Annotated in this window: 17 protein-coding genes and 1 pseudogene; 8 read left to right on the forward strand and 10 right to left on the reverse strand. The window is 56.0% G+C overall.

Annotated elements, in window-relative coordinates:
• Positions 1–3 precede the first annotated feature (3 nt).
• From grxC to IAI51_RS23085, 5 genes are all read right to left on the reverse strand, one after another.
• Positions 4–267: a glutaredoxin 3 gene (grxC, locus tag IAI51_RS23065; protein WP_187680565.1), complete on the reverse strand. Its 264-nt coding sequence runs from the start codon at positions 265–267 to the stop codon at positions 4–6.
• 26 nt (positions 268–293) lie between these two features.
• The gene (locus tag IAI51_RS23070; protein WP_187680566.1) at positions 294–956 is read right to left on the reverse strand and encodes a carbonic anhydrase; all 663 of its coding nucleotides are present in this window, start codon (positions 954–956) and stop codon (positions 294–296) included.
• A gap of 38 nt (positions 957–994) precedes the next feature.
• Positions 995–1243 (reverse strand): DUF2790 domain-containing protein, encoded by a 249-nt coding sequence (locus IAI51_RS23075; protein ID WP_187680567.1) that lies wholly within the window; start codon positions 1241–1243, stop codon positions 995–997.
• 101 nt (positions 1244–1344) lie between these two features.
• Entirely contained in the window at positions 1345–1812 is a 468-nt protein-coding gene (cynS, locus tag IAI51_RS23080; RefSeq protein WP_187680568.1) for a cyanase, read from the reverse strand.
• Between the two features lie 256 nt (positions 1813–2068).
• A complete protein-coding gene (locus IAI51_RS23085) occupies positions 2069–2971 on the reverse strand; it encodes a LysR family transcriptional regulator (RefSeq protein WP_187680569.1) in 903 nt (300 codons plus the stop codon).
• Positions 2972–3131: 160 nt separating this feature from the next.
• On the opposite strand from IAI51_RS23085, the gene IAI51_RS23090 reads away from it, so the two are divergent.
• From IAI51_RS23090 to IAI51_RS23105, 4 genes are all read left to right on the forward strand, one after another.
• On the forward strand, positions 3132–4043 hold the full coding sequence (locus IAI51_RS23090) for an SDR family NAD(P)-dependent oxidoreductase (protein ID WP_187680570.1): 912 nt from the start codon (positions 3132–3134) through the stop codon (positions 4041–4043).
• Between the two features lie 4 nt (positions 4044–4047).
• The gene (locus tag IAI51_RS23095) at positions 4048–4887 is read left to right on the forward strand and encodes an NAD(P)-dependent oxidoreductase (protein ID WP_187680571.1); all 840 of its coding nucleotides are present in this window, start codon (positions 4048–4050) and stop codon (positions 4885–4887) included.
• 299 nt (positions 4888–5186) lie between these two features.
• The gene (locus IAI51_RS23100; protein ID WP_187680572.1) at positions 5187–5555 is read left to right on the forward strand and encodes a phosphonate transporter; all 369 of its coding nucleotides are present in this window, start codon (positions 5187–5189) and stop codon (positions 5553–5555) included.
• A complete protein-coding gene (locus tag IAI51_RS23105) occupies positions 5552–6841 on the forward strand; it encodes a sensor domain-containing diguanylate cyclase (RefSeq protein ID WP_187680573.1) in 1290 nt (429 codons plus the stop codon). Before IAI51_RS23100 ends, IAI51_RS23105 begins: the two co-directional genes overlap by 4 nt.
• A 412-nt stretch (positions 6842–7253) precedes the next feature.
• Here IAI51_RS23105 and IAI51_RS23110 read toward each other — a convergent pair whose 3' ends face one another.
• The 5 genes from IAI51_RS23110 to IAI51_RS23130 form a co-directional block, all read right to left on the reverse strand.
• Positions 7254–7769, reverse strand: coding sequence for a cupin domain-containing protein (locus tag IAI51_RS23110; protein ID WP_187680574.1), 516 nt, complete (start codon positions 7767–7769; stop codon positions 7254–7256).
• 105 nt (positions 7770–7874) lie between these two features.
• Positions 7875–10277 carry a TonB-dependent receptor gene (locus IAI51_RS23115; RefSeq protein ID WP_187680575.1) on the reverse strand — a complete coding sequence of 801 codons (2403 nt, stop codon included), beginning with the start codon at positions 10275–10277 and terminating at the stop codon, positions 7875–7877.
• Between the two features lie 67 nt (positions 10278–10344).
• The gene (locus IAI51_RS23120) at positions 10345–11292 is read right to left on the reverse strand and encodes a FecR domain-containing protein (RefSeq protein WP_187680576.1); all 948 of its coding nucleotides are present in this window, start codon (positions 11290–11292) and stop codon (positions 10345–10347) included.
• On the reverse strand, positions 11292–11801 hold the full coding sequence (locus tag IAI51_RS23125; RefSeq protein WP_187680577.1) for a sigma-70 family RNA polymerase sigma factor: 510 nt from the start codon (positions 11799–11801) through the stop codon (positions 11292–11294). The genes IAI51_RS23120 and IAI51_RS23125 overlap by 1 nt, the downstream gene beginning before the upstream one ends.
• A gap of 81 nt (positions 11802–11882) precedes the next feature.
• Positions 11883–12791: a helix-turn-helix domain-containing protein gene (locus IAI51_RS23130; RefSeq protein WP_187680578.1), complete on the reverse strand. Its 909-nt coding sequence runs from the start codon at positions 12789–12791 to the stop codon at positions 11883–11885.
• A 162-nt stretch (positions 12792–12953) separates the two neighbouring features.
• Between IAI51_RS23130 and IAI51_RS23135 the strand changes: the two genes are divergently transcribed.
• The 4 genes and pseudogenes from IAI51_RS23135 to IAI51_RS23150 all read left to right on the forward strand — a co-directional run bounded on the left by IAI51_RS23135 (position 12954) and on the right by IAI51_RS23150 (position 18618).
• Positions 12954–14312 carry a glutamine synthetase family protein gene (locus tag IAI51_RS23135; protein ID WP_187680579.1) on the forward strand — a complete coding sequence of 453 codons (1359 nt, stop codon included), beginning with the start codon at positions 12954–12956 and terminating at the stop codon, positions 14310–14312.
• Positions 14313–14471: 159 nt separating this feature from the next.
• Positions 14472–15560, forward strand: coding sequence for a polyamine ABC transporter substrate-binding protein (locus IAI51_RS23140; protein WP_187680580.1), 1089 nt, complete (start codon positions 14472–14474; stop codon positions 15558–15560).
• A pseudogene (locus tag IAI51_RS23145) lies at positions 15518–16858 on the forward strand (NAD(P)/FAD-dependent oxidoreductase); the annotation flags it as partial. The gene IAI51_RS23140 and the pseudogene IAI51_RS23145, both read left to right, overlap by 43 nt.
• A 104-nt stretch (positions 16859–16962) precedes the next feature.
• Complete coding sequence (locus tag IAI51_RS23150; protein WP_187680582.1) at positions 16963–18618, forward strand: intermembrane transport protein PqiB; 1656 nt, start codon at positions 16963–16965, stop codon at positions 18616–18618.
• Positions 18619–18634: the final 16 nt, after the last annotated feature.

Genomic DNA, 18634 nt, shown 5'->3' on the forward strand with positions numbered 1-18634 from the left:
CGCTCATCCCGCGAGACGCGGGTTGAGCGCTTGAGCCAAACCGCCTTCACGGTCGAGTTGAGCGAGGTCGTCAAATCCACCCACATGCCAGTCGCCGATGAAAATTTGCGGAACCGTGCGACGGCCGCTGCGATTTATCATTTCGATCTTCTGATCAGCTGACTGAACGTCGATTTCGGTAAAAGAAATACCTTTAGAGTCAAGCAGCTGCCTAGCACCACGGCAGTAAGGGCAGGTGCTAGTGGTGTACATAATGATTTCAGGCATGAAAAATCCTCCTCGTTTAGACAATTTCAGGCTGCGGCTTTTTCTACGCGAGCGTGTACAGCGCAGGTATCAGGGTACTGTGCCAACGATTTGAAGCTGCGGTTATCAGAGTCAAGAGCGTCAACCGATCCGGTTTCGATGTCGTAAACCCATCCATGCAAATTCAACAAGCCTTTTTCCTGAGCGATGCGCACGCTCGGGTGAGTCTGGATGTTGGCGAGTTGGGCAATCACGTTTTCTCGAACCATCGAGCTTACTTTTGCCGCGTCATTGACGTGAGAGCGAGACTCGTTGATTACTTTTGCGGACTCTGCATGCTGCAGCCAACCGGCGACGGCGGGAAGGTGATCCATGCATTTGCACTTGGCGACAGCCGTCATTGCACCGCAATCCGAATGGCCGCAGATCACGATGTCGGTCACCCCGAGCACCGCCACGGCATATTCGACCGTTGCCGACACACCCCCTGGATGGGGGCTGTACGACGGCACGATATTGCCCGCGTTCCGGATCACGAACAGCTCGCCAGGTTCTTGTTGCGTTAACAGTTCCGGTACTACGCGGCTATCGGAACACGTGATGAACAACGTGCCTGGATGCTGTGTGGTGGCCAGGTGTTTGAACAGGTCTGTCCGCTGCGGAAATGCTTCTTTCTGAAACTTCAAAAAACCTTCAATGAGCGCTTTCATGGGATTGGCCTTTAGCAGGTAATTAAGTTGGGTGACATTCAGTTAGTACAGCCGCGACCTATCACGCTGTATTCAAGAGCACGAGTGTCACCGTGCGAATCTTTGTAGGTCATTTGCACTGGCACTGGACCGCAGATGTCTGCTGCTTCAGTGATGTTGATGACCTCGGCAATATCCAAGTGCATGCCGTAGACATACGGAGTGGCTTTTGGCGCAACTGAAACTTCCTGTGCATAGGCCGACAACGAAGCTGACAGGGACAGGGCGAGAAACAGAAATTTTTTCATGACGAATCCTCCATTTAGATTTGGTGAGTCGGTGAAATGGGTAAATGTGTTGGGGCTGGCCCGCTTCGAGTGCGGGCCGAATTACATTTCCAGTCGCTTTCTTAGAAAGGACGCAGTGGCAGGAACTTGCCGTCGAGGGTGATCAACGCGCGGTGGCCGCCTTCAGGATCCTCAACTTTTTTCATATCGAGCTTGAAATTAATCGCGCTGATGATGCCGTCGCCGAACTGTTCGTGAACCAAGGCTTTCAAAGTAGTGCCGTAGATTTGGATCATTTCGTAGAAGCGGTAGATGGTCGGGTCTGTAGGGACCCCCGAAAGGCTTCCACGCAGTGGGATGATTTGCAGGCGCGCTATCGAGTCGGCGTCCAGGTCCAGTTTTTTACCGATCACTTTCGCGGCAGTTTCTGGAAGTGGGTGCTGGCCGAGGAGGGCGGCGGTCACGTAGGCCAGACCGAGGCCAGTGCCTTCTGCCATGTCTTCGAAAGACAGGTTTTTGCGGGCTTTGGCGTCCAGAATTTTAGCGGTCAGTTCAAGACTGGTGTCGTTGTAAGCGTGGGACTGTTGCATGGTGTTTCTCCTATCGGAATGCTTGGGTTAGTGCTGCTTGGTGTGAAGCTATGTTCTGCCGTTTGCTTGATAGCGTCCAAGACCGATAGACAATGCTTCGCATAAGCTCAACCTATAGATTCGAGTCGGGAGAGTTCATGGACGTTTAAAACTCGGAAGCGATATTGCTGATTACTGGCGGTTACTTGGTTTGGCTTGGTGCAGTTGAACGCGGTTCCCGAGAAATCGCAGTGTTGGCTGAACCAGGCACAGAAGCTCAGCCTTTCTTTTTACTGATCAGATTCTCCGACACAATCTCACGGACAACGTTGACGAAAGCCCGAAGCCCCGCAGGCATATGACGATTCGCGGGATAGTAGAGACGCAGTCCCGGATACGGAGGTGTCCAGTCCTCCAGTACGCGGATGAGTCTTCCGGACGCAATATGGGCTGAAGAGGCTATGCCGGCGCCTTGCAAAGCAGCCTCTAACATCAAGTGGTGGCTATCGAGGGTCAGCGATCCTCTGACATCGACTGATTGCTCTTCACCGCGCTTCTCGAATTCCCATTTGTAGATCGTGCCGCTGGGGAAGCGCACGCGTATGCAGTTGTGTGCGAGCAGGTCTGCCGGAACCTTTGGTTTTTTGCATTTCGCGAAGTACTGAGGAGAAGCAACCACCGCAAAACGGAGCGGGGGAGTGATCGCAATGGCGATCATGTCCTGCGGAACGCTTTCCGCCAACCGTATGCCGGCGTCGAATCCACCAGCGACGATGTCTACCAGGCTTCTATCGGTGACGATGTCCACCCGCATGTCTGGATAACGCCTCAAATACTCCAGTACCACCGGGGTTAGCACCATTTGCGCGGCACCTTCGGAGGTGTTCAGGCGCAGGGTTCCCGCCGGTGTATCGCGGAACTCGCTAACCGCCTCCATGGCCGCGGATATATCACGCAGTGCGGGCTGCACTCGAACCAGAAATTGCTCGCCTGCTTCAGACAGCGAAACACTGCGCGTGGTCCTGTGGAACAACCTCACGCCAAGGCGTTTCTCCAGGGCAGCGATCGCATGACTGAGTGCTGATGGCGACATTCCCAATTCCACTGCCGCACGACGAAAGCTGCGATGAGTGGAAACGGCGACCACAGCGTTTAGTTCGAGGAGCCCGGATTTCTGCATTGTGCTAGTTCCTGCATCAGTTCATACGATATTAGCCTGATTGTTTGCGACAGTGCTGAGGCCTATCTTGATCGCAGCAACTTAACTGGATCGGGCCCCTATAGCGGGAATGGTGACATCCCAGGCGCCCAGCAGCCATTACACATGCGAGGAATAATTCATGACGCGTATCACTACACCGTTCGGGTTTCACTCAACCGCACAAGAGGTCATTGAAGGGGTCGACCTCACTGGTAAACGGGCGATCGTAACGGGAGGGGCCTCTGGTATCGGCATTGAGACAGCGCGCGCATTGGTCAGCGCCGGCGCAAACGTGACGCTTGCAGTGCGGCGTCCGGAGGCGGCGGAATCGATAGCCGCCGAACTGCGCTCGGAGGGCAGGGGTAATGTTGATATCCGTTCAATCGATCTGGCGGATCTGTCCTCTGTGAAATCGTTTGCTGAGGCTTGGTCCGAGCCACTTGATATCCTGGTCAATAACGCAGGGATCATGGCAGTTCCTGAGCGCGAGTTGACAGCGCAGGGTTGGGAAATGCAGTTTGCAACCAACTTTCTCGGCCATTTTGCGCTCGTGCTTGGGTTGCAGGACGCCTTGATAAAAGCCGAGGGAGCCCGAATTGTTTCGCTGAGTTCAAACGCTAATCTGTTAGGGCCAGTGGTTTTCGATGACCTCAATTTCGACTTTCGCCCATACGATGCTTTCGCGTCATATGCCCAGGCCAAGTCGGCATGCGCGCTCATTGCCGTAGAGATCACACGCCGTTGGGCGGAGCGAGGTGTTTTCGCTAACGCTTTGAACCCTGGGGCAATCGCAACCAAACTTCAGAAGCACACCGGTGGGCTTAAGACGCCAATTGAACGTCAGAAGAGCGTGCAACAGGGTGCCGCAACATCGGTGTTGCTTGCGGCGTCTCCGCTGTTGGAAGGTATTGGTGGTCGTTATTTCGAGGACTGTAACGAGGCGCTGGTTGTCACCAAACGGCCTGCCGATTACACGGGCGTTGCACCTTACGCTGTTGACCCTGATAACGCGCAGCGCTTGTGGAAAGTTGCCATGCGGATGATTGGGTGAGGTCATGTCCAAAACAACAATCTTGAAGGTAGGCTTCATTGGGCTCGGTGATCAAGGGGGGCCGATGGCTCACGCAATCGCCGAGTCTGGATTTGAGCTGCACATTTGGGCTCGTCGTCCCCAATCGTTGGAAGCCGTGACAGGGGCGCCTTACATCGTTGAAAAAACGGTTCAGACGCTTGCCGAGAATTGCGATGTTGTCTGTCTCTGCCTCACCGACGACAAGGATATCGTCGCTCTTCTCGACAATGGGCTTCGGGATGGACTTAAGGCCGGCGCGGTTCTTGTCAACCATGGCACCGGCGACCCGCGAGAGAGTCGCCGGCTGGCTGCTGAACTTCAACAGCAGGGAATCACGTACCTTGATGCCCCTGTGAGCGGTGGAAGACAAGGCGCGTTGGCTCGTACGTTAACCACTATGGTGGGCGGCGAGTCGCAGGCTTTCTCCCGAGTGCGTGCGGTCTTCGAGACTTTTTCCCGGAAAGTCTCGTTATTAGGACCTTCAGGCACCGGCCAGATGGCGAAGCTTCTGAATAACGCGCTCACCATGTCCAATTTAAAGAACGCAGTAGATGTCTTCAGCTTGGGTAAGTCGGTAGGTATGGACTTGGTACAGCTGCATGACGTCATTGCCGTGAGCAGTGGTTCGAGCACAGTGCTTCGAGCGATCAATAACGAGATCACCTCGGTTATTGCACCGCATCTGCAGGGACTTATGCGCAAAGACATAGAGCATTTTGCTGACGCTATTCGTGACGCTGGTTTGAATCCCGAAGACTTACATAACCGCTGCCTTGCAGGTGCTGATGGACTTGTGGAGCTGGTAGGACAGCTTGCCGTCTAACACCAGGTGATCGATGCCCGCCCTGATTGATAGTCAGGGAGCGGGTTAAAAAAGTGAGTGGACAGACCAATATAAAATGAGGAGCTATTCTTGATTTGATACTACACTGGACTGCAGCGTACCGAAGGGAGGTGCTTGAGATGCGAGCCAGTAAAACAGGCTCTCAAGTTTAAATTGGCAAACAGCCATCCGCTCTCCGAAATAATTTTCGGTTACTGCTTATTACAATCCGGTTAGGCGGAAACAGCCAGGCTGGGACGTGCTAAAACTAATATTCTAATTCGCGAGTGAGCAGGGAAATGAATCTTACATTCGAAGAAGCATCGATACAGGCATTGTTGGCCGAACCTGACCGGCTGGACACTCTAGACTTCGGCGTTATTGGCTTTAATGGCAGCTCAGAAGTGGTAGTGTACAACGCTTATGAGGCCTCAAGTGCAGCCTTAAGGCAGGCGCGCGTTTTAGGTAAGAATTTATTTCTGGAAATTGCTCCCTGCTTGAATAACTCTATGGTCGCTCAAAGATTTGACAATGAATCTGAGTTGGATGTGATCATTTCTTATGTCCTCGCACTTAGAATGCGACCAATACCCGTTAGGTTAAGATTGCTGAAAGAAAGTGATACTAGCACTCGTTTTCTATTGGTTGATCGGGCGACTTCAAAATGATTAGTGATGATCAGGATGATGATTCAATTGAGTCAGAGTACGAAGCGCTGCTGTCATTTATGTATCTATCGCCTGTAGGATTGGTAAGAATCGATCCAAGCGGCAAGATTGATATGCTTAATCCGATGGCAACTCAACTGTTGATGCCGCTAGTTAAGTCTCTAGGGCTTGAAAACTTATTTGAGACGCTTTCTTCTGTCGCACCTGAATTACGTAACCTCGTAACGAGCTTTAGAGAGTCGTGCGGATCAATATGTGTAAACCATAGAGTTCACGTGTCGTCAGCAGCCGACGGGGGTATTGTCCTCGCATGTACAATCGTAAAGGTCAACGAAGATGTCCTGATAACGGTTTTGACTGATGTCTCTTGCCAAGTCGCAACAGAAAGGAGATTAAGGCAGACTGACTCGTGGTTAGACGCCATCTATACGATTGTTAACGACTTCGCAGTTCTCGGTTTGACAAAGCAGGGGATAATCAATAGCTGGAGTCCTTCGGCAGAGCGTTTAACAGGTTACACAGAATTCGAGGCTATTGGTGAGAAATTGGGTCGCTTCTGTAATTTGTCTGCCTTGGAAGTTGATATTCTGGATGAACAACTCACATTCGCCCGTGAAGAAGGTTGGCACTCACGAGACTATCTCTGCCAGCACAAATCAGGACACAATTTTTTTGCTCAAACAATGATCGCCGTGCTGCGCGACGAAGATGACGAGTTTTCTGGCTATACCGTTGTATTTCGAGATATCACCGAGCGAAAGGTGTCGAGTGATAATCTGGCTAATTTACTAACTAAAGACCACCTCACTGGCGCAGTTAATCGCGCTCACTTTTTTAACTTGGCAGAAAAAGAGTTTGCTCGGGCAAATCGATATCAGCACTCAATATCTATAATCATGCTAGACGCCGATCACTTCAAGCACGTTAACGATAGCTGGGGGCATCCAATTGGCGACGAAGTTCTTAAGTCTATAGTGAAAATTGCCGAGGGAGTTCTTCGTCCCGGAGATACTATAGCGAGGTTTGGGGGTGAAGAGTTTGTCGTTATGCTGCCTAAGATCAATAGTGTCGAGGCGTCAGTTATTGCGGAGCGGCTTCGGAGCAGCATTGAGGCGTCTAGTGTAGGTGCCGGCGGTGAGGAAATAAAAATTACAGTGAGTATTGGCTGCGCTTCAATGAATGAATCGAGATCCACTCTCAAGCAGTTGTTAGTCTCCGCAGACAGTGCACTCTATAATGCAAAATCCAAGGGTAGAAACTGCATAGTAGATATTGACGATCTCTAATTAATGTCGCCCGGAGGGCAGGCGTTAGACAGGTGAATAAATTGCCTGTGTTTTAACTTTTTCTAAAGGCTGACAGATTTCTAGAGCTACAACTCGCCTGACTCGTTGTAGTGCGCATGCTGCCAGTCAACGCGCTTCGGAGATCAAGTCGAGCGCGGTGGACTGCTGACGATGGGTGCAGGTTGGTGTAAAGCGAGGGACGTTCACACGAAATCCTAAATACCCGTCGAATCAGTATCTTATGAGCCTCATGAACATATCTGACACAGCATTTAATTTAACATAATATACATTACACGTAACAAGATGTTTCGGGATTACCCCCGTTGCACGCAGCATTTCAATCTCCAGCACTGCATAACCCCTAAGCTACTTTCTCTTGATCCTGATGAGCTCTTGAAATGCAGCATACTCAATCATCCTCACGCGTCAGCTTTTCAATCAGCGTTCGATGCTGTGGAAATTGCGCCGTGAGTTTCTGGCGATTGCCCATCTCCATATCGGCGAAGTCAAATCCTGGCGAAACTGCTTCACTGATCAGGCCGAATCCGCTTGAGCCATCCAGTAATCGCGAAGCCTTCCAGATTCCACCTGGTACGTGTAATTGCAGATGTTGTCCCGCCAAAACATCGCTGCCCATCACCAGCGTCTGCAGTGAGCCGTCCGCCCGAATCAGGCTGTATTCGATGGCGTCGCCCAAGTGAAGATAATGCAGGATGTCGGACTGATTGAAATGAAACTGGCCCACCGGCGATTGCTCGGTCAACAGATAGTAGATCGACGTCATCAAGTAACGCGTGCCGTTAGCGCTTTGCAGCATATCGCGATGGTCGGCTTGGTAGGTTCTGCGGAAATAGCCGCCTTCAACGTGCGGTGCCAGATCCAGCGCGGCGATTACGTCCTTAATGGTTGTTTTGCGCTGAGTCATGACCTGCCCCATTGATTTGATTGAGGTTTTTTGCTAGCTCAACTAAACAGCTATTTAGTGTAGTTAACGGAATATAGCCGATGATCGAAGCAATTTCCCGCCTTTCTAGAAGTCTACCGTCGCCGAAAGCAGATAAGTTCTTGGCGTCGAAAGCGTCAGTCCCGGCTCACTGTCATCCGAAGCCCCGGCCGAACTCCAGTAGCGTTTATCCAGCACGTTCTCGACATTGGCGCGCAAAGTGATGGTCTTGTCGTCGACTTTGAACGCATAACGCGTACCTACGTCAAACCGCTCCCAGGCATCGATTTCCTTCTCGTTCGACTGATCCAGATACTGCGAACTCGAATAGATACCGCGCGCTGTCAGTGTAAGCCCGTGCACGTTCGGCACATCCCATTCCGCGCCGAGGTTGACGTTGTACTTGGGTGTTGCCGGCGCACGGTTGCCGTCGAACGTGCCGTTGGTGGTCTCGGTCAACTCGCTGTCGATGTACATCACGCCGCCGAGCAGTCGAACGCCTTTCAGTGGCTCACCGAACACACTCAACTCCACACCGTCGTTCCGCCGCTTGCCGTTCGGGCCAAACACGCGCGTCGTGGCGTTGGTCTCGTACGCCGGCTGTTTGATGCGAAATACCGCCGCCGTCAGGGCATACGCCCCGGCATCGTACTTGGCGCCGACTTCGACCTGACGACTGATGAATGGCGGGAAGATTTCGTCCTCGTTCACCGAAGTCGACGGCGCGATCTTGCCCTGGCTCAGGCCTTCCATGTAGTTGGCGTACAGCGACAACTTGTCCGTCGCCTTGAACAGAATGCCGCCCGATGGCGAGACCTTTTCTTCGTCGTAGGCGGTATCTCCCTTCACATCATCACTCCAGTCATCGACCTTCACGCGCTGCCACCGGGCGCCGAGGTTCAGCAACAGGCGATCATCGAAGAAACCCAAGGTGTCCGACAGCGCCACGCCACTGAAGCGGTTTTCGGTGTAGACCTTGGCGTCATAACGTGTCGGCGCGCCGGGTTTGGTGATTTCCACCGGGTCATACAGGTTGCTGCGCCCCGCCGCATAACGGGCGCCACCGTTTTCAAAGTCCATATAGAAGTAGCTGGCTGCCAGATTGACTTCATGGCTGACCGGGCCTGTGTGGAACCAGTTACGCACGCCCGCCGTGGCGGTGCGGACATTTTCGTCACGGGTGAAATCGCGGGGTTGCACGCTGAAATCGCCAGTATTATTGGTGACTGAAACGGCATGGCGCAGGAAGTCGTGATTGCTTTTGCGCGCGCCGACACCGCCGTACAACATGACCGAGTCATTTACGTCGAATTCGGCGTTGACCGTGCCGAAGGTGTCCTTGGTTCGCGCCTGGCTCCAGGGTTGCGCATAGTTGTCGCGCACGTCGTTCGCGTTCGGCACCTTGGCATTGGCGCCGACTTGCACGCGCTCTTGCGGTGCGTCGGTATCACGTTCGGTATGGCCGACATCCGTCGACAGTCGCAGGCGCTCACCGCGAAAATCCAGGCCCAGCACCGCCATGTCGCGGTCAACACTCTGGTGATCCCATTCGGTATCGCCGGACTGTTTTACACCGTTGAAACGCAGGCCGAACTGGTTGTCCTCGCCAAAACGCCGCCCGACATCCACTGCGCCACCGACTTGATTGTTTGAGGCGTAATTGGCTGTCAGCGAGGTGATGGGTTGGTCCGTCGCGCGTTTGGGCACCACGTTAATCCCCCCTCCTACACTGCCCCGCGGTGAAATACCGTTGATGAGTTGGCTCGGGCCTTTGAGGATGTCGACGCGATCGGCCATTTCCATGTCGATGGTGTACGTCGGCAGAACACCATAGAGGCCGTTATAGGCAACATCGCTGTTGAACAGGCTGAAGCCACGGATGGTGAATTGTTCATAGCGCCCGCCCGCTGGATTGGTCGCGCGCACTGAAGGATCTGTGGCAATCAGGTCGCCCAGGGTTCGGGCCTGTTGATTCTTGGCCGTCTCACTGGTGTAGGTGGTCATGCTGAACGGCGTTTCCATGAAGTCTTTAGACCCCAACAGCCCTTGCGAACCTCGACGTGCGACCTGGCCGCCGGCAAACACGTCGGCACCCGAAGAATCAGTGGCACCGAGAATCGAAGTCGGCGCCAGTTGCAGGCTGCCGCCCTCCGCCGCCGGAATCAGCGTGTAAGCATTGCCACCCACCGGTTGCAGCTGCAAACCAGAGCCCAGCAACAATCGGGTGAAGCCCTCCTCTACCCCATATTCACCGCTCAAACCCTTGCTGCTCTGGCCGCTGACCAGTGCGGGGTCCACCGACAGATTGACCCCGGCCAAACCGGCAAATCGTGTCAGTGCTGAACTCAAGCTGCCAGCGGGCACCTGATAACTGCGTCGCGAAGAGTCGTCAGCCCAACTGGACTGGATCATCAAGGGGCTGGCACTCAGGCTCAGCAGGAGGCTCAACTGCAATAACGGACGCAAACGGCTTGGGAATACTGCGGGCATTGGAAGAAGCTCTCGATTTTGTTCACTTGCCTGGAATGACCAGCGAGGCGAAAAAAAGGGACAGGCTTCAGCCAGTTTTTTTCTGAGGGATGAGAGAAACCCAGAAACGGGTGCGTGTATGCACTTCGATTGGCAGGCTCGCCGCCAACAGCGAAAGGACTTGGTCGGTATTGTCGAGACGGAAACTACCCGTGACGCGCAGCGCCTCAAGCGCAGGATCCCAGCGCAGCACACCTGAACGATAACGGCTCAACTCGCGCAGAAAATCCCCCAGCGGTTGGTTCTGCGCCATCAATACACCCTCGCGCCAGCCCGGCATCAAGACGTCGAATGCTGTAACAGGCCCCGCGCCAGACGCTTGCAGACTGACTTGTTGGCCCTGGTTCAAAATCAGCGCCGGTCCGTGCAGCGGTTGTAACTGAACCGAACCACTGAACACGGAAACAGTGCAATCACGCTCGTTGAGTCGCACGCAGACTTCACTGCGACTGACGCTGATCCGACCGTAATGAGCGTCGATCATCAGCGCTGAGCTGCCGGGAACGTTGAGCGCCATTTCGCCACGCACCAGCGTTAACTGACGGGCAGCAAGGTCTACGTTTACCGCACTGTTGGTGTTCAGTTGCACCGAACTGCCATCCGCCAATGGCAAACGTTTATGTTCCCCGGTACTGGTGTGCAAATCGGCACGCCAGACATCCAGCGGCAATTGCCGACTGATCAGCCATGCCGCTGGCACAAGCGCCGCCAGGCACAGCGCGCGTTTCAGCGCTGCCCGGCGTGCCGGGTCAGGACGATCCAGCGTGGCCATGGCCAATGCCGACGGCAGATCGTTGAACCGTTGGCGCAATAGCTGAATCTTCTGCCAGGCGTTTTCATGGCGGCTATCGCTGCTGCGCCAGTTTTGCAGGCGCGCGTGATCTTCATCCGTCGCTTCGCCCGATTCGAGCAACGCCAGCCATTGTGCGGCGGCGCGTGCCACCTCGCGCGCTTGTGTTTCGGGCGCAACGCGCATCATAGATCCAACATCAAACAATGCTCGTAAGCCTGCGCCATATAACGTTTTATTGTGCGTTCAGACACCTGCAAACGCGCGGCGATCTCGCGGTAACCGAGGCCCTCGAGCTGACTCCACAAAAATGCCCGGCGCACTGGCCTTGGCAAACCATCAAGCAGTTCATCCAGCGCTTGCAGGGTTTCCAGCAACAACCAGCGCTGCTCCGGTGACGGCACGCTCTCCTCGGGCAATTGCGCCAAGGCTTCCAGATAGGCTTTTTCGAGGCTGCGGCGGGTGTAGAAATTGCTCAGCAAGCGTTTGCCCACGGTCAGCAGATACGCACGTGGTTCCTGAATATCTCTAAGTGGCTGAGCGCTGCCAAGCACGCGCAAGAAGGTGTCCTGACTCAGATCTGCCGCATCCCAGGCGTTACCCATGCGTCGACGCAGCCAGGTTTCCAGCCAGCCGCGATGATCGCGGTACAAGTCGTGCAGGTTCTGCTCCGAGGCCGGCGCTGCTTCAATCATCCAGGAGACCCTGCGCGAAGTTAGACTCAAATGAGACTGATTCTATTTAACTTCGCGTGGGACACAAAGGGATTTTCGTCGTTACGCCGTTCGCGAGCGCTTGAGAGTCTCGCTGGGCAGCTCTTTGAACAGTGCCTGATAACTGCTGGAAAACCGCCCCAGATGCCAGAACGACCAGTGCATGGCCACCTCAGCGACTGTGGTGTCCGCCGGTCTGCGTTTAAGCAATTCGCGGTGAGCGCTGTTTAATCGGCGCAAGCGCAACCAGTGGCTTGGCGTCATCCCGGTATAGGCCTTGAAGGCCTGTTGCAATTGCCGCAGTGGCACGCCGGCGACGTGCGAAAGCTCCAGCAAATTCAACGTCTCTTCCGGCGAGTCGGCAGCCCACTCACCTACTCGTTTCATGATCATTCGTTCTTCGTTGCGGCGCTGCAAACCGCCACGGTCAAGATCAACACGCGCGTTATCGAGGATGAACAAACAATCTTCAAGTAATTGCTGGGTTAGCGATTCTTTACTCGGTAAATCAACGGCTTGCGTCAACTTCGTGAGAGTTGAGCTTAACCAGCGACTGAACAGCGCGTTTTGCCCGCCGTTGAGCGGCGCCATAAACAAGCCTTCCAGTTTCGCCACATCCAGACCGTGCTGGCGGACAAAATCCGGACCGAACACCACGGCGATTTCCTGATAGTTCTCCGGGGTGATCCAGATGTTGCGGCTGTCTTCATTGAGCAGATACAGCGCGTTGTCGCTGCGATCAAAACAGAACGCCAGAGCACCCGATGGCGCGCTGAAATTCTGCTCGACCCGGGTGTTCATCTGCTCTTCATAGACCTCGACACCCTGCAGATCCAGATAGCGGATCTGCCCGGCGAAATGGCCCGGCGACATCTGTTGGTAATGCTGGACCCAACCCGGCGTGGCGCGGATCTGTTCGCTGACATCAGCGGTGTTGAAAGCCTGAACCTGTAGCGGATTACACGTTGTCATGGGGTGACCTTGCGCACTCTTTTGGTGCGCTTTGGTGCTGCTTAAAGTGGATAGATGGAACTGCAAGGCTCGCCCAAGATAGTCGTCAACGCGCCACAGGGGAAGGGGCGGAAGATGAAACCCGCCCTCCCCGGCGTCTACAAAACCAATAACGAGGTCTTTATGAATGCCCCTTTCGATCAGCTGTTCACGTGGCTGAAAGATCACAAGATTACCGAAGTTGAATGTGTGGTCAGCGACCTGACCGGCATCGCCCGCGGCAAGATCGCACCGACCAACAAGTTCCTGCATGAGCGAGGCATGCGCCTGCCGGAAAGTGTGCTGCTGCAAACGGTAACCGGGGATTTTGTCGACGACGACATCTACTACGACCTGCTCGACCCGGCCGACATCGACATGGTCTGCAAGCCAGTGGCCGACGCGGTCTACGTGATTCCATGGGCGATCGAGCCAACCGCCATCGTCATCCACGACACCTTCGACAAGTTCGGTAACCCGATCGAGCTGTCGCCGCGCAACGTGCTGAAGAAGGTTTTGCAGCTCTACACCGACAAAGGCTGGAAGCCGATTGTCGCGCCAGAAATGGAGTTCTACCTGACCCAGCGCTGCGAAGACCCGGACTTGCCGCTCAAGGCACCGCTGGGCCGTTCCGGTCGCGCCGAAAGTGGTCGGCAGTCGTTCTCCATTGATGCCGCCAACGAATTCGATCCGCTGTTTGAAGACGTTTACGACTGGTGCGAACTGCAAGGCCTGGACCTCGACACGCTGATCCACGAAGACGGCCCGGCGCAGATGGAAATCAACTTCCGTCATGGCGACGCACTGGATCTGGCGGACCAGATCACCGTGTTCAAACGGACCATGCGTGAGGCTGCGCTCAAGCACAACGTCGCGGCGACGTTCATGGCCAAGCCGATTGGCGACGAGCCGGGCAGCGCCATGCACATCCACCAGAGTGTGGTGGACATCGCCACGGGCAATCCGATCTTCGCCAACGCCGACGGGCAGATGAGCGAGTTGTTCCTGCACTACATCGGTGGTTTGCAGAAGTACATCCCGAAAGTGCTGCCGATGTTCGCGCCCAACGTGAACTCATTCCGCCGCTTCCTGCCGGACACCTCAGCGCCGGTCAACGTCGAATGGGGCGAAGAAAACCGCACCGTTGGTTTGCGTGTGCCGACCTCCGGCCCCGAGTCGATGCGCGTGGAAAACCGCCTGCCGGGCGCCGATGCCAACCCGTACCTGGCGATTGCCGCGAGTCTGCTCTGCGGTTACATCGGCATGGTCGAGGGCATCGAGCCGAGCGCTGCGGTACAAGGCCGCGCCTACGAACGACGCAACCTGCGCCTGCCGATCACCATCGAAGAGGCCCTGACGCAGATGGAAGAGTGCGAAACCGTTGCGCAATACCTGGGTGAAAAATTCGTGCGCGGCTACGTCGCGGTGAAACGCGCCGAGCATGAAAACTTCAAGCGCGTGATCAGCTCGTGGGAGCGGGAGTTCCTGATGATGAGCGTCTAAACCACTTCACAAATCCCATGTGGGAGCGAGCCTGCTCGCGAAGCCGTCGGCACAGTCACCATTGATGTTGCCTGACCCACCGCTTTCGCGAGCAGGCTCGCTCCCACAAGGGGAATAGCGAACCACCTGAAAAAACCAATAAATTTAAGAGGTGTCGAAATGCGTTTGTTGAAATCCATGGTTCCCGCTGCACTGGCGATGTTGTGCAGCACTGCTGCTCTAGCCCAGCCACAAGTCAGCGTCTACAACTGGACCGACTACATCGGTGAGACCACCCTCGCCGACTTCCAGAGCAGCAGCGGGATCAAGGTGATCTACGACGTTTTCGACTCCAACGAAACCCTCGAAGGCAAGCTTCTGGCAGGCCGCACCGGCTATGACGTTGTGGTGCCGTCCAACCACTTTCTCGCCCGTCAGGTGAAGGCCGGTGCATTCCTCAAGCTGGATCGCTCGCAACTGCCGAACTGGAAAAACCTGGACCCGAAGCTGCTTGAACTGCTGGAGAAAAACGACCCGGGTAACGCGCACGCTGTGCCGTACCTGTGGGGCACCAACGGCATCGGCTACAACGTCGACAAGGTCAAGCAAGTGTTGGGCATCGATCACATCGATTCCTGGGCCGTGCTGTTCGAGCCGGAAAACCTGAAGAAACTCAGCCAGTGCGGCGTGTCGATGATGGACTCCGCCGACGAAATATTCCCGGCCGTGCTCAACTACATGGGCATGGATCCGCGCAGCGAAAACCCGGAAGACTATAAGAAAGCCGAAGCGAAACTGCTGAGCATTCGCCCCTACATCACCTACTTCCACTCATCGAAGTACGTATCGGACCTGGCCAATGGTGATATCTGCGTCGCCTTTGGTTATTCCGGCGACGTGTTCCAGGCCGCCAACCGTGCCAAAGAAGCCAAGAACGGCGTGAATATCGCCTACGCCATCCCGAAAGAAGGCGCCAACTTGTGGTTCGACCTGTTGGCAATCCCGGCCGACGCCAGCAATCCCAAGGAAGCCCACGCCTTCATCAACTACCTGCTCGATCCACAAGTGATCGCCAAGGTCAGCGCTTCGGTCGGTTACGCCAACCCGAACCCCGCCGCCAAGCAGTACATGGATCCGGATCTGGTGAACAATCCTGAGGTTTATCCGCCACAGGAAGTCCTCGCCAAGCTCTACATCTCCTCTACCCCGCCCCAGGCGATCATGCGTCTGATGACCCGGTCCTGGAGCAAAGTGAAGTCGAACAAATGAATCAGTACACCCAGGAACACGCTCGCTCCTATTACGCCGCATCGGCTCGGGCGAGCACCCCCTACCCCATGCTCGATGGCGAGCTGACGGCTGACGTGTGCGTCATCGGCGGCGGGTTTACCGGGGTCAACACTGCCATTGAACTGGCTCAACGCGGGCTCTCGGTGATATTGATCGAAGCCCGGCGAATTGGCTGGGGCGCCAGCGGGCGCAACGGCGGCCAGTTGATTCGCGGCATCGGCCATGAGGTCGAAGGTTTCGCGAAAAATGTCGGCCAGGAAGGCGTGCGCTATTTGCAGCGCGCCGGGATCGATTCCGTGGAGCTGGTGCGCCAGCGCATTGGCGACAACGCCATCGACTGCGATCTGCGTTGGGGCTTCTGCGAACTGGCCAACACGCCTGCGCAATTCGCCGCGTTCAAGGAAGAACAGGTTGGCCTCGCCGAACTCGCTTATGCCCACGAAACACGCTTGGTCGGCCCCGAGCAGATCCGCCAGCAAGTGGTCAACGCCGATGGCTATGCCGGCGGATTGATCGACATGGGCTCCGGCCACCTGCATCCACTGGATCTGGTGCAGGGCGAAGCGCGTCTGGCCGCGTCCCTTGGCGTGCGGATCTTCGAGCAAAGTCCGGTGCTGGAAATCATCCATGGCGCAACCGTGCAAGTCCGCTGCGCCAGCGGCACCGTGCGCGCCGGCAGTCTGGTGCTCGGTTGCAACGCGCATCTGGATGAACTGGAAAAACAGCTCAGCGGTAAAGTGCTGCCGGCCGGCAGTTACATCATCGCCACTGAGCCCTTGTCCGAAGAGCGCGCCGCGCAACTGATCCCGCACAACCTCGCGCTGTGCGACCAGAAAGTCGGCCTCGACTACTACCGGCTCTCAGCAGACCGGCGTTTGCTGTTCGGCGGCGCCTGCCATTATTCCGGGCGAGATCCGGCAGATATCGCCGCCTACATGCGCCCAAAGATGCTCAAGGTCTTCCCGCAACTGGCGGACGTGCGCATCGACTACCAGTGGGGCGGCAAGATTGGCATCACCGCCAATCGCTTCCCGCAGGTCGGACGGCTCAAACAGCATCCGAACGTGTTCTACGCCCAAGGCTATTCCGGCCATGGCCTGAACGTCACCCATTGGTGCGCCAAGCTGCTCGGCGAGGCGATCCATGCCGGCCACAGCCAAGGCATGGACGTATTCAGCGGCGTGCCGCACATGACCTTCCCCGGCGGCCCGGCACTGCGCTCGCCGCTGCTGGCCCTGGGGATGTTCTGGTATCGGTTGCGCGAGATGCTCGGCTGAGGTGTTTGCTCCTCTGCATTTGCTCTATCGCCAAGCACTTCTATATTGATGAAGTGCTTTGGCGTTCCTGACGCTCAGTGCCTAATTATTCGAGGAGGACACGGATGAAGTCGTCAGCCACCGACGAGCCGCGAGCACCAGGCCAGGCCCCAATCAAAACCCGCCGTTTCAGCGTATCGCTGGTGTGGATCGTACCGATCGTTGCCGTGTTGGTAGGCATTTCGCTGGTGGTGCACAACGTGATGCAGGAAGGGCCGGCCATCGTCGTCAACTTCAAGACTGGCAGCGGTCTGGTGGCCAACAAGACCGAGGTCAAGTACCGCAATGTGGTGATCGGTCAGGTGACCGAAGTCGAGTTGAGCAATGACCAGAAGAGCGTCAACGCCACCATCAAACTGGCCAAGCAGGCCGAAAGTTTTACCCGCGAAGACTCGCAGTTCTGGGTTGTCCGACCGCGCATCGGCGCTGGCGGTGTGTCAGGCATCGATACCCTGCTCTCCGGCGACTACATCGGTGCCGATATCGGCCAGGCCAACAATCGCGCCAAACAATTCAAGGGCCTGGAAAACCCACCGCCGATCACCTACGGCGAACCGGGCAAGCGCTTCATGCTGCACACCCAGGATCTCGGCTCGCTGGACATCGGCTCACCGGTTTACTACCGCAAAATTCCGGTCGGCCAAGTCGTCACCTACGAGCTGGCCCCTGACGGTAAAGGCGTGAACATCGAAGTGTTCATTCATGCGCCCAACGACGCCTTCGTCACCGAAAACACCCGTTTCTGGAACGCCAGCGGCATCGACGTCAGCGTCGGAGCCAACGGGTTCCAGGTCAAGACCGAATCGCTGTCATCGATGCTGGTTGGCGGCATCGCCTTCCGTGCGCCGGACTACAGCCCCAACGACGTGGCGGCGGCCGATGACAAGAAGTTCGAACTGTTCGAAGACCAGCTAACCGCCCTCGCCCCGCCCAACGGCAAGGCGCAGTACCTGAGCTTGCGCTTCGACCAGTCCCTGCGCGGCCTCAAGGTCGGCGCGCCGGTGGAATTCCTCGGCATGGAGATCGGCCGGGTCGTGGCGATCAATCTGGATTTCGACGCGAAAAAACGCAGCTTCCCGCTTAACGTCGGCATCGTCATTTATCCGCAGCGCCTCGGTATGGCCTACGGGAAAATGCTCACCGCGTTCAAACACGACCCCAACGACGAAGCCGCCGGCATCCGCCTGATGGGCACCTTTATCGACAATGGCCTGCGCGCTCAGGCCCGCAGTGGCAACCTGCTGACGGGGCAGTTGTACGTGGCGCTGGATTTCTTCCCGAAAGCCGAAAAAGTCGCGTTCGACCCAACGGCCCGCCCCGTTGTGATTCCGACCGTGCCCGGCAGCCTCGAACAGCTGCAGGAAAAACTCGAAGCTGTGGTCGACAAGCTCAACAAATTGCCGGTGGATCGCATCGCCAACAACCTCGACAGCAATCTGGTCGAACTGCGCAAAGGCCTGGCCCAGTTCAACGCCAAGACCTTGCCGGGCGTGCAGAGCACCCTCGCCGATGTCAGCAAGACCTTGCAGTCCGCCAGTTCAACCCTGGCCGAAGATTCGCCGCAGCGCGAGAAACTCACCGAGACCCTCGACGAACTCGGGCGCATGTCGCGCTCGCTGCGTGAGCTGTCGGATTATCTGGGCCGCCATCCGGAATCACTGATACGTGGCCGCCCCGACAACGCCGCGCCAATCGATCTGAAAGGACCGCCACGCAATTGAGCACAGGAGCTTACCC

It is taken from the genome of Pseudomonas sp. N40(2020), from assembly GCF_014472415.1.
In the GTDB taxonomy this organism is placed as follows: domain Bacteria; phylum Pseudomonadota; class Gammaproteobacteria; order Pseudomonadales; family Pseudomonadaceae; genus Aquipseudomonas.